Origin of the sequence: uncultured Thiocystis sp. (assembly GCF_903866365.1) — a bacterium.
GTDB lineage: Bacteria > Pseudomonadota > Gammaproteobacteria > Chromatiales > Chromatiaceae > Chromatium.
Genome location: NZ_CAIPNF010000472.1, coordinates 1 through 11,735, shown reverse-complemented (window position 1 = coordinate 11,735; position 11,735 = coordinate 1). Strand labels below are relative to the sequence as shown.

Annotated in this window: 12 protein-coding genes and 2 pseudogenes; 12 read left to right on the top strand and 2 right to left on the bottom strand. The window is 59.0% G+C overall.

The genetic code is table 11. From position 1 onward, the window contains the following. Nucleotides 1-139, bottom strand: a pseudogene (locus QZY07_RS25935) (DNA repair protein RadA); the annotation flags it as partial. An 83-nt stretch (nt 140-222) separates the two neighbouring features. Here QZY07_RS25935 and QZY07_RS25930 point away from each other — a divergent pair. The 12 genes and pseudogenes from QZY07_RS25930 to QZY07_RS25875 all read left to right on the top strand — a co-directional run bounded on the left by QZY07_RS25930 (nt 223) and on the right by QZY07_RS25875 (nt 11,271). Continuing rightward, on the top strand, nt 223-804 hold the full coding sequence (locus QZY07_RS25930; protein ID WP_295409086.1) for a hypothetical protein: 582 nt from the start codon (nt 223-225) through the stop codon (nt 802-804). Beyond that, nucleotides 795-1,439 carry a DNA methyltransferase gene (locus QZY07_RS25925; RefSeq protein ID WP_295409085.1) on the top strand — a complete coding sequence of 215 codons (645 nt, stop codon included), beginning with the start codon at nt 795-797 and terminating at the stop codon, nt 1,437-1,439. The genes QZY07_RS25930 and QZY07_RS25925 overlap by 10 nt, the downstream gene beginning before the upstream one ends. Beyond that, nucleotides 1,436-3,016 (top strand): Eco57I restriction-modification methylase domain-containing protein, encoded by a 1,581-nt coding sequence (locus QZY07_RS25920; RefSeq protein ID WP_295409084.1) that lies wholly within the window; start codon nt 1,436-1,438, stop codon nt 3,014-3,016. Before QZY07_RS25925 ends, QZY07_RS25920 begins: the two co-directional genes overlap by 4 nt. Nucleotides 3,017-3,040: 24 nt before the next feature. Continuing rightward, nucleotides 3,041-3,376, top strand: a complete 336-nt coding sequence (locus QZY07_RS25915; protein WP_295409082.1) for a hypothetical protein — start codon at nt 3,041-3,043, stop codon at nt 3,374-3,376. Further along, on the top strand, nt 3,369-3,866 hold the full coding sequence (locus QZY07_RS25910; RefSeq protein ID WP_295409080.1) for a DUF1016 N-terminal domain-containing protein: 498 nt from the start codon (nt 3,369-3,371) through the stop codon (nt 3,864-3,866). Before QZY07_RS25915 ends, QZY07_RS25910 begins: the two co-directional genes overlap by 8 nt. 11 nt (nt 3,867-3,877) lie before the next feature. Continuing rightward, nucleotides 3,878-4,957, top strand: a complete 1,080-nt coding sequence (locus QZY07_RS25905; protein WP_295409078.1) for a PDDEXK nuclease domain-containing protein — start codon at nt 3,878-3,880, stop codon at nt 4,955-4,957. Next, on the top strand, nt 4,950-7,487 hold the full coding sequence (locus tag QZY07_RS25900) for a DEAD/DEAH box helicase family protein (protein ID WP_295409076.1): 2,538 nt from the start codon (nt 4,950-4,952) through the stop codon (nt 7,485-7,487). Before QZY07_RS25905 ends, QZY07_RS25900 begins: the two co-directional genes overlap by 8 nt. Before the next feature lie 297 nt (nt 7,488-7,784). After that, nucleotides 7,785-7,964, top strand: coding sequence for a hypothetical protein (locus QZY07_RS25895; protein ID WP_295409074.1), 180 nt, complete (start codon nt 7,785-7,787; stop codon nt 7,962-7,964). A gap of 28 nt (nt 7,965-7,992) precedes the next feature. Continuing rightward, nucleotides 7,993-8,217: a CopG family transcriptional regulator gene (locus QZY07_RS25890; protein ID WP_295409072.1), complete on the top strand. Its 225-nt coding sequence runs from the start codon at nt 7,993-7,995 to the stop codon at nt 8,215-8,217. Further along, nucleotides 8,192-8,248: pseudogene (locus QZY07_RS25885) on the top strand (hypothetical protein); the annotation flags it as partial. The gene QZY07_RS25890 and the pseudogene QZY07_RS25885, both read left to right, overlap by 26 nt. Nucleotides 8,249-8,324: 76 nt before the next feature. Next, a complete protein-coding gene (locus QZY07_RS25880) occupies nt 8,325-8,561 on the top strand; it encodes a type II toxin-antitoxin system prevent-host-death family antitoxin (RefSeq protein WP_295409070.1) in 237 nt (78 codons plus the stop codon). A 46-nt stretch (nt 8,562-8,607) separates the two neighbouring features. Continuing rightward, the gene (locus QZY07_RS25875) at nt 8,608-11,271 is read left to right on the top strand and encodes a DEAD/DEAH box helicase (protein WP_295409068.1); all 2,664 of its coding nucleotides are present in this window, start codon (nt 8,608-8,610) and stop codon (nt 11,269-11,271) included. A 46-nt stretch (nt 11,272-11,317) separates the two neighbouring features. Here QZY07_RS25875 and QZY07_RS25870 read toward each other — a convergent pair. After that, nucleotides 11,318-11,735: magnesium chelatase domain-containing protein (locus tag QZY07_RS25870; RefSeq protein WP_295409065.1), on the bottom strand; the 418-nt coding region annotated here is incomplete at its 5' end.

Genomic DNA, 11,735 nt, shown 5'->3' with positions numbered 1-11,735 from the left:
GCACGCGCGGTCCGGCGAGCGAGCCATCTTTCGTCACATGCCCGACCAGAAACACCACCGTGTCCTGCCGCTTGGCGAAGCGCACCAGCTGCGCCGCCGCGTCGCGCACCTGCGAGACCGAGCCCGGCGCCGATTGCAGGGGAGATGGATTGTTCCTGATCAAGAAGGTACCTTTCCGCGTCGCTTGTACGGATCAATCAGTGCATCCAAAAGGAACGCGCCATGAAAGGCTTCAATGTCTCCATCCTGAACGAGATCGCCAACAACCTGCGGGAGCGGTACGAGTACGACAACGGCTTTCCCATTCTCAAGGAATTGATTCAGAACGCGGATGACGCAGTCGCCAGCGCCCTGGTCTTCGGACGGCACGCGGGTTTTGCGAACGCCGGTCATCCCCTGCTGACCGGGCCGGGCCTGTGGGTATGGAACGATGGCCCGCTCAAACCGGGCGACCTGGATAATCTGGCCTCGTTCGGCATCAACAGCAAAGCCGGTGACGCCACGACCATCGGCAAGTTCGGCCTCGGCATGAAAAGCGTCTTCCATCTGTGCGAGGCGTTTTTCTATCTGGCCTGGGACGGCGTTATCCTGCATCGCGACAGTCTGTCGCCCTGGACGCTGGAGTTTCACCCGGATTGGGATGTCGTCGATGCCGCCGACTGGCAACGACTGCAAGACCTGGCGCAGGCGATTGCCGTCGGTCGCGCGAGCGAATTGAGATTTTCGGTTTGTCGCCAGATGCGGGAGAGTAGGATGCAAAACCCATCCGAGTCACCGCCAGACGTTTTCCGCTCATGTCCCTAATCAAATCTCAACAGCGTGTCACCGACCACGGGGAGGTCTTTACCCCCGCCTGGATGGTCGAGGCCATGCTCGACCTCGTCAAGGACGAATCGGAGCGCATCGACTCCCGTTTTCTTGAGCCGGCGTGCGGGAGCGGGAATTTTCTGGTTCGGGTTTTGCAACGCAAGCTCGCTGCCGTCGAACGCAAATATGGCCAATCGGATTTCGAGCGGCGGCACTTTGCGTTGTATGCGCTGATGTCGATCTACGGGATCGAACTGCTGGCGGACAACATCGCCGAGTGCCGTGCGAACCTGTTGGAGATCTTCGCTGAGTACCTGACGATCGCGGCGTCGGACGACCTGTACCGGGCAGCGTTTTACGTGCTCTCGTGGAATCTCGTCCATGGCGACGCCCTGAAAATGCGGGTCAGCGATGGACAACCGATCACCTTTGCGGAATGGGGCTACCTCGGAAAGGGCAAGTTTCAACGGCGCGATTTCCGTTTTGACGTGCTGACCGGTATGTCAGCCTTCAGCGCAGAAGGCTCGCTCTTCGCGCACCTCGGCAAGCACGAAATTTTTACACCGACCAAAACCTATCCGCCGATGACGGTGAACGATCTGGCGTCTTTGCACTTGGAGGCGAAGGGATGATTGAGCAGGCAAGTTTTTCGTTGCGGGGGCGCAATCCCGATGTGCTGACCTGCATTGCGAATCTATCTAACGACGAAGTTTTTACGCCGCCTGAGTTCGCTAACCGGATGTTGGATACGCTGGCCGAAGCCTGGGCGAGCAGCCATGACGGAGCGAATCTCTGGGCCGATCAGACGGTACGCTTTCTCGATCCCTGCACGAAGTCGGGCGTGTTTCTGCGCGAGATCACCAGTCGTCTCGTCAAGGGGCTGGCGGACGAGATGCCCGACCTCCAGGCCCGTGTCGATCACATCCTGACCCAACAGCTATTCGGCATCGGCATTACGAAGCTGACCAGTTTGCTGGCGAGGCGCAGCGTGTATTGCTCGAAGGATGCCAATGGCGAGCATTCCATTGCCCGATCTTTCGAGAATGATGCGGGCCATATCTGGTTTGAGCGCGTGAAACATACATGGGCGCATGGCAAATGCCGCTTTTGTGGTGCAAGTCAAAGTACTCTCGACCGTGGGGAAGAACTGGAAACTCATGCGTATGCGTTCATTCACACCAAAAATGTCAAGGCTCGGATTGCCGAGTTGTTTGGAGGCGACATGCAATTTGATGTGATTATCGGAAATCCTCCCTATCAGTTGAACGATGGCGGATTTGGCGCGAGCGCCATGCCTATTTACAACAAATTCGTTGATCAGGCGAAGGCACTCGAACCACGCTTTCTGACGATGGTTATTCCTTCGCGGTGGTTTGGGGGCGGGAAAGGACTTAGCGAGTTTAGAGCAACGATGTTAGGCGACGAGCATATCCGTAAGCTCGTTGACTACGAAAACGCAAAAGACGCATTTCCCGGTATCGATCTTGCCGGAGGGGTTTGTTATTTTTTGTGGGAACGTGATGCGGAAGGTCTGTGCGAGGTGACGAATATTGCCGGAGACATTCCCCCCGCAGTTGCTGAGCGGCGCTTAGATGAGTTCCCAACATTTGTGAGGCACAGCGCCGCAGTGCCAATCATCCGCAAAGTCCTCATCAAAAAAGAAGCCCTGATGAGCGAGCAGGTGTCTTCCAGAAAGCCTTTCGGTATTCCTACTAATATTCGCCCAGAGAAATCGGGCGACTTGATTCTTCGCTGGGAAAAGGGTGAGGGGCCGTATCCACGCAGTAAAGTTAAAGTAGGGATAGAGTTAATTGGCAAGTGGAAAGTCATTACTTCCTATGTCGGCTACGACCACGCTGGCAGTCCAGGTAAAGATGGGCGACGCAGAGTGCTTTCCAAAATTGACATTCTCCCGCCTGAAACCATTTGCACCGAAACATACCTTATTGTCGGGGCATACAAAACAAAGCAAGAGGCAATCAACTTGGTGACATACATGAAAACACGCTTCTTCCGGTTCCTGATGGCGCAGTTCATGTATTCGCACCACCTCACGAAATCTACTTATGGTTTTGTTCCAATGCTCGATGTCAACGAAGAATGGACGGATGAAAAACTAGCTAAGCGGTACGGACTTACTGCGGATGAAATCTCGTTCATTGAGTCAAAGATTAAATCATTCGAAAATCGCGTCGCGCAAGATGAGTGATTATTCCGAAAAAAGGGAAAGAAAATGGCTACAAAAAAAATAGGTTTACTGCTTGAAGCGGAAGTTGCGCCGAGTGGGAGAGTGACGTTTGAGAAACGTTATTATGCAGCGACTGGCATCGTGGTGTCACCGGGAACACCAGAACACTATCAAAGCCAAATTAACAAATGGGGGGCCGAGTTACGTGTCTACTTCAACGATCATGAGATGGCCACGGAGTTTAAGACATCTGGCGTTCATGTTGAAGGACCACGCGAAGAAGGATACAAATCTGGCGAATATAGATACCGTATTAACGACAACAGTCTGTGGTGGAAACTGGTGGAAGAGCAAGGCATGCGATTAGGGCGAAATGAGTGAGTATCGCCACCAAATGAATAAATCAATCGAAGAAATCCTCGCCCCCAAACCCGACGTGCTCTTTGGCCGCGTCGTATCCATATTGGAACAGGCGCGGGGCAATGTCGTCCGGGCGGTGAACACGAACATGGTGCTCGCCTACTGGTTGATCGGGCGCGAGATTGTCGAAGAATTGCAGCGGGGCGAGCAGCGGGCGGGGTACGGCAAGCAGGTTCTGGAAACCTTGTCCGGGCACTTGGCGCAGCGCTACGGTCATGGTTTTTCCGTACCCAATCTCCAGAACTTCAGAAAGTTTTACCTTGTTTACAGTACGCGAGTGATCGCGGCAGCACCAATACAGTACCCGACGGGTACTGTATTGATCCCGCCCCGGAAAATCCACCCGGCGGGTGGAGAATCTGGAGCGCCCTTGAGCGAACAGTCGCCGTCGAGGATAAGCCACCCGGCGAGTACCGGCTCCCCGCACGGCTTCTCGCTTCAGCTTCCTTAAGGACAGTGCCGATGAATAAACCCATCGACGAAACTTCAGCCCAGAACCCGGCCACGAGCGCCGCGCCCTTGCTGGGCCAGTTGCGCCAGTTGATCGCACAGGCGCGCACCCAGGCACTGTGTGCCGTGGACAGTATTCAGGTGCGCACCTGCTGGGAAATCGGCCGTCACATCGTCGAATTCGAGCAGGGCGGGCAGGTACGCGCTGCGTATGGCAAACGGCTCTTGCCCATGCTCGCCGAGCAACTGACGCACGAGTTCGGCAAAGGCTTCGACGCCTCCAATCTACGCTATATGCGGCTGTTTTATCTCGCTTTTCAAAAGTGTGACGCGCTGCGTCACGAATTAAGCTGGACGCACTATCGCCTGCTGACGCGCTTGGACAACGAAGCGGCACGCCAGTGGTACATGCACGAGGCCGCCGAACAGAACTGGAGTTCGCGGGCGCTGGAGCGGCAGATGGGCACGCTCTACTACGAACGCCTGCTACTCAGCCAGGACAAGGCGGCGGTTGTCGACGAGGCGCGGGAACATCTGGCGCGTCTGCAACATTCACCACGCGCTTTCGTCCGCGATCCGGTCATGCTGGAATTTTTGGGCTTGCCGAGCGCGGGCCGCGTGCTGGAATCCAGCCTGGAACAGGGCTTGATGGACAAACTGCAAGCCTTCCTGCTGGAACTGGGCAAGGGGTTTGCCTTCGTCGCACGCCAGCAGCGCGTCAGCACCGAGAGCAAGGATTTCTACATCGACCTCGTGTTCTACAACTACCTGCTCAAATGCTTCGTGCTGATCGACCTGAAGACCGGCGAGCTGACCCATCAGGACATCGGCCAGATGGACATGTATGTGCGCATGTACGACGACCTGAAGCGCAACGAGGGCGATAACCCGACGGTCGGCATCCTGCTGTGCGAGGCCAAGGATCATTCAGTGGTGCGTTACTCCGTGCTGAATGGCAGCGAACAGTTGTTCGCCAGCCGCTACAAGCTGGTGTTGCCCACGGAAGAAGAACTTCGCACGGAGATTGAACGCGAAAGCGAGGCGCTGCGTCTTGCTCTGGCGCTTGAAAAAGAGCGTGACGCGGATGAATAAGCCCATCGAAGAAATCCTCGCGCCTAAACCAGAAGCCCGGCCGCGCCTCTACGCCTACTCGATTGCCGACGCGGCGCACAAAGGGCTTCTCAAGGTCGGGCAAACCACACGCGACGTGAAGCAGCGTGTCGCCGAGCAGCTCAAGACCGCCGCCATCAAAAACTACCGCATCGAACTCGACGAATCCGCCGAGCGTAACGACGGCAGCATTTTCAGCGACCACGAAGTGCGCGCGGCACTGGTCAGGAAGGGCTTCGCGAACGTCCAACTGGAATGGATGCGCTGCACGGTCAAGGATGTGAAAACCGTACTCACCGAATTGCGCACCGGCCAGCGGTTCGCGGGAACGCATCACGAAACCTTCCCGATGCGCCGCGAGCAGGCCGAGGCGGTGGACAAGACCTGCGATTACTACCGGTCGATCTGGGCCGAAAACCAGAACGCCGCGCCGCGTTTTCTCTGGAACGCCAAGATGCGTTTCGGCAAAACCTTCACCACCTACCAATTAGCCAAGACACTCGGCGCAAAGCGCGTACTGGTGCTCACCTTCAAACCCGCCGTCGAAGACGCCTGGCAGACCGACCTCGAAAGCCATGCCGACTTCGACGGCTGGCAATATCTGTCGCGCTCATCGGGTAGCGACCCGACGCAGATCGACCGCCAAAAACCCGTCGTCTATTTCGGCTCATTTCAGGATGTGCTTGGCCGCGATTCCCTCGGCAACATCAAGCCGAAAAATGAATGGCTCCACACGATCAACTGGGATCTCGTCGTCTTCGACGAATACCACTTCGGCGCATGGCGCGAGACCGCCAAAGAATTGTTCGAGGGTGAAGACGAGGCCATCGCCAAAAAAGAAACCAAACTCGAATACGCCGGTGGATTGGAGGGCATCAACGAAGACCTCACCGTGCTCTCCGAGAACGAAACCGCGTTCCTGCCGATCACCACGCGAGCGTATCTCTACCTGTCCGGCACGCCCTTCAAGGCGCTGGCGACCGGCGAATTCATCGAAGAACAAATCTTCAACTGGACTTATACCGACGAACAACGCGCCAAAGCCGCCTTTGCGATCGAGCATCCCAATCAGCGCAACCCCTACGCCGCATTGCCGCAAATGCGCTTGCTCACCTACCAGATGCCCGATGAACTCTTGGTGATTGCCAGCGGCGGGGAATTCGACGAGTTCGACCTCAATACCTTCTTCGAGGCATCGGGAACCGGCACAACGGCAGAGTTCAAACACAAAAGCGATGTGCAAAAGTGGCTCGACATCATTCGCGGCGGCTACCTGGACAAATCGGTCGAGCACCTGAAGACGGGTACGCGGCCCCCATTCCCGTATTCCGATGTGCGCCTGCTGCCGTACCTGCAACATGCGTTCTGGTTTCTGCCCAACGTCGCGGCCTGCCATGCGATGGCCAAACTGCTGGCAGCAAAGCACAACACGTTCTGGCATGACTACCGGGTGATCGTGGCCGCTGGCGCACAAGCGGGCATTGGACTGGAAGCACTACCGCCCGTGCGTCACGCCATCGGCAGCGGATTCGAGACCAAGAGCATCACGCTTTCCTGCGGCAAACTCACCACCGGCGTGACGGTCCCGCAGTGGTCATCGATCCTGATGCTGCGCAATCTCAAATCGCCCGAGACCTATTTCCAGGCGGCGTTCCGCGTGCAATCGCCTTGGTCTATCAAGAATCCTAACGGCGACAACCCGCACGAGGAGGAAATTCTCAAGCCGGTCTGTTTCGTGTTCGACTTCGCGCCGACCCGCGCCCTGCGGCAACTTTCGGAGTACGGCATCGGCCTGTCGCCCAACGAGTCGAACCCGGAGAACGCCGTCAAGGATCTCGTGTCTTTCCTGCCCGTGCTGGCTTACGACGGTGCGAACATGACGCAGATTGACGCGGGCGGCATTCTCGACATCGCGATGGCAGGCACCTCGGCCACGCTGCTGGCGCGCAAGTGGGAAAGCGCACTGCTGGTGAACGTGGATAACGGCACACTGCGGCGCATCATGGACAACCCCGAAGCGATGTCTGCCGTAGAGCGCATCGAGGGCTGGCGGAGCTTAGGCGACAACATCATCGAGACCATCATCAACAAAAGCGAGCGGGTCAAGGAACTCAAAAAGAAGGCGAAGGACAAGGATTTGTCGGCTCAGGAGAAAAAGGAACTCTCCGCCGAAGAGAAGGAATACAAATCGAAGCGCAAGCTGGTGCAAGAAAAGCTGATCAAGTTCGCCACCCGTATTCCGGCGTTCATGTACCTCACCGATTTCCGCGAGAACACGCTCCAGGATGTCATCACCAAACTGGAACCGGATTTGTTCCGTGCCGTCACCGGCCTGACTGTGCAGGACTTCGATCTGCTCGTCCGCTTGAAGGTATTCAACACCGAACAAATGAACCAGGCTGTTTTCGCGTTCCGACGTTATGAAGATGCGTCGCTTCGCTACACGGGCATTGAGAGCCATGAGGCGCTGACCCATTACGGGCTTTACGATACCGTCGTGGCGAAAGATTGACGTCATCGGTCGGGCCATCGAGGCTCAGGTCCAGCGCCACGTCCAAGGCCAGGTAGGGGGAAAACCAGGACAGGCCCTGAGGTATCCCCACAACTCCGGTGGAGAGGTCGTCGGGGTGATACAGCGCACTTCGTTCCCGTACGCACTCCCGGGCGTCGGTGGGTCGCGGCTGGGCTTGCGCCTGATCGCGTTCGGCCTGCACCAACCCCCCCCAGCGCGGCCGTACCTCGAAGTCATATTTTCGAAATTGCAGATACCGGAGTGCATGGCGTTTTGCATTGGTGTCGCGCCAAACAAATGCCACCGCCCAACATCGGTTACGCACTGAAAGATTCGAGCGGCCATGTTGTCGCGCAACTCGAACTTGCCTGGCCACTCAAAAAGATCGGCGTTGCGATCTCGGAGAATGATCTTGATGCCGCTCGCAAAGTCGGTTGGCAGGCATGGTCGATGCTGGATGCGTTGGAAAGGCTTTGAACAGTCGCAACCGATGGAGAAATATCCCGTGCGCGCCGAAAAACTCCCCATTTCACTCACGCCCGAGGCGATTACGCTGATCGACCGTTATCGCGCCACCTATGCGATCAAAAGCCGTTCGCAAGTCATTGAGCATGCCCTGCGCAAGCTGCGGGACGAGGAACTGGAATCGGCTTATCGCGAGGCGGCGATCACTGACGCAGCCGACTGGGACGCGACACTGAGCGATGGACTGTCCGATGAAACGTGGTGAGATCCTCTATGCCGATCTCAGCCCCACCGTTGGTTCCGAGATCAACAAGCGTCGCCCGGCGTTGATCCGCAATTTCATGCAGGGCAACTATTCCAGGATCAAGTCACATGAAAACCACCACGCTTGCCTATGCCGAATCTCATCTGGCGTCACTTGTCAGTGTCGTCGAGTCGGGCGAAGAGATCCTCATTACCCGCCAGGGGCGTCCAGTGGCGCGCATCGTGCCGGAAATCGAACGCGCCGCCAGCCCCGCTGTTTGGTCCGACTTGCATCACTGGGTGACATCCGGCCAGCCCCTGTCCGGCCCGACCGTCGCCGAACTGCGCGAGCAGGATTTGCTGTGATCTATCTCGATCTTTGATTGAGCGTGGCAATGCGCTCGGAGTCCCCATGTTCGAAAAAGACCAACAGGTTCAGCATCCGGGTTTCGGCACCGGCAGCGTCATCCTCGATCAGGGCGGGACGGTTATCGTCCGCTTCGGCGATCGGATCGAGTCCTGCGAAGCGGCGATTCTCTCGCGACGGATGGCGCTCGCCGACGCCGTGCGGCTGGGCCATTGGTCGCCGGCGCTGGAGGTGACGCTCAAGACGCAGGCGGCGGCGATCCGGTCACTCAACGATGCCTGGGGCGTGTTCTCGCGCTCGCGGATCGATCTGCTGCCGCATCAGCTTTGGGTTTGTCATCGCGCCTTGCAACAGTGGCCGATCCGGTTACTGATCGCGGACGACGTGGGGCTGGGCAAGACCATCGAGGCCGGGCTGATCCTCTGGCCCCTGCTCTCCAGCGGCAAGGTCCGGCGACTGCTGATCCTCACCCCGGCGGCCTTGGTGGAACAGTGGCAGGACCGGCTGCGTACCCTGTTCGATATCCGTCTGTCCATGTACCGGCCAGACGTGGACACCCCCAAGGCCGATTTCTGGAGCACTCACCATCAGGTGGTCGCCTCGCTGCCAACCCTGCGGGCCGACCGCAAGGGGCGACACGACCGTCTGCTGGACGCCCCGCGCTGGGACATGCTGATCGTCGACGAGGCCCATCACCTCAATGCCGATGAGGACACGGGCAAGACCCTGGGTTATCGGTTCGTCGAGCGGCTGGTCACTGAGGAGCGGGTGGACTCCTGCCTGTTCTTCACGGGGACGCCCCATCGCGGCAAACCCTATGGCTTCTGGTCCCTGATGAGCCTGCTGCAACCGGACATGTTCAGCCCCCGGCGCCCGGAGTCGGAGCAATTGCCAAGGTTACGCCCGGTGCTGATCCGCAATTTCAAGCAGAAGGTGACGGACATGGCGGGCAGGCGCCTGTTCCAACCCGTCACCAATCATCCGGAAACCTACGCCTATCGCGAGGCGGAAGCGGACTTCTACCAGCTTCTGACCCGCTTCATCATGGCCGGTCACGCCTATGCGTCCGGGTTGGACCAAAGCGGGCGTCGCCAGGTGACGCTGGTGCTGATCGCGATGCAGAAGATCGCCTCCAGTTCAGTGGCCGCGATTCGTTCGGCCCTGCGCCGGCGTCTCGCCAACCTGGAACGGCAGGTGGCGCAATTTCGGGAAGAACAGGCGCTGCTCGAACGTCAGGACGATGACGCGGATGCCGAAGTCTTCGATGCATTCTTGCGTTGGGAGAACGAGGTGAGGTTTCAGCTCATGGCCGACGAGCTGCCGCACCTGCGCGCACTGATCGAGGCGGCCGAGCCGATCACGGAGGAAAGCAAGATTTTGCGGATTGGGGAACTGATCGATCGTCGTTTTAGCGAGCGGTCGGTCCTGCTCTTCACCGAATATAAGGCCACTCAGGCGCTCGTGGTCTCGACCCTGATGGCGCGCTTCGGTCAGGATGCGGTGGGTTTTATCAATGGCGATGACCGTCTCGTCGGGGTGCGTCTGCCGTCCGGTCAGGAGACCCAGTTGACCGGAAATCGCGAGACCACCGCGGACGCCTTCAACCAGGGGCGGATTCGCTTTCTGGTCTCGACCGAGGCCGGCGGCGAAGGCATCGATCTCCAGGCGCGCTGCCATACCCTGATCCATGTCGATCTGCCGTGGAACCCGATGCGTCTGCATCAACGGGTCGGACGGCTCAATCGCTATGGTCAGACCCAGCCGGTGGAGGTCGTCACCCTGCGCAACCCAAGCACGGTGGAAGCGCGGATCTGGGGCAAGCTCGAACAAAAACTCAGGCATATCATGGATGCCCTGGGGCATGCCATGGACGAGCCGGAGGATCTGATGCAGATGGTGCTCGGCATGGCGGGGCCGGGCTTCTTCAACGAGCTGTTTGGCGAGGGGCAGGGCGTGCGCCCCGAACGGTTGGACGACTGGTTCGACGCCAAAACGCGGAGCCTCGGCGGGCGGGCGGCAATCTCCACCGTGCTGGACCTCGTCGGGCATTGTCAGAGCTTCGACCTGTCCCAACTCGCCGATGTGCCGCGCAAGGATTTGCCCGATCTGATGCCCTTTTTCCACGGCATGCTGGTCCGCAACCGTCGCCGACCGGAGCATGACGATGGTGTCTTCAGCTTCAAGACCCCGGAGGTCTGGCTCACCTCGCCCGGTATCCGCACGCGCTACGAGGGGCTGATCTTTCATCGTCATCCGCAAGACAACGAGGAGGCGAAGCGGATCGTGGGGGTGGGACACCAAGTCTTCGATCAGGCGCTGGCTCAGGCGGATGACTGGGAGGCGTCGCTGGCCTTGGTGAACGGGCTGCCCGAACCATTGGCGGTGTTCCGCTTCATGGATGCGGTCACGAGCCAAAGCGGGCAGGTGCGTCAGGTGATTGCTGGCGTCACGGTCGATGCCGCCGGTGAGTTGGTGCTCATCCGGGACGAGGAGGTGTTGGAAATCCTCAATCGATGCCGGGTCGCGCACAGAGAGCCGGGGCCAGACGCCTGCGAACGATCCCCGGAGGCGCTATCCCTTTGGCTGGACACTGCACGGCGACATGCCGTGACGGCCATCGACAGTCTGCGACTGCCCTTCCGTCAACCATTGATGGCCGACTTGACCTTATGCTGGCCCGAGAAGATGGGGGACATGAGTATCCGGTGACGGCGGATCGCGCGCCCTGTGCGCCAGCCGTCCGTGTCCGGTGTCATCAGGCTCCCGCCTCCAGCGCCTCTCCCAGCGTCCGCACCGCCACGATCTCCAATCCCTCGACACCTTCCTTAGGCGCGTTGCCCTTGGGCACGATAGCGCGGCGGATGCCGTGCTTGACCGCCTCGCGGAGACGGTCGGGGCCGTTGGGCACGGGGCGGATCTCGCCCGACAGTCCGACCTCGCCGAACGCCGCCAACTCCAGCGGCAGCGGGCGGTCGCGATAGCTCGACAACACCGCCATGATGACCGGCAGGTCGGCGGCGGTCTCGGCGATACGCACGCCGCCCACCACGTTGACATAGACATCCTGATTGAACAGACCCACCCCGCCGTGACGGTGCAGCACCGCGAGCAGCATGGACAGCCGGTTCTGGTCCAGCCCGAGCGCGACCCGGCGCGGATTGGCCAGCGGGCTT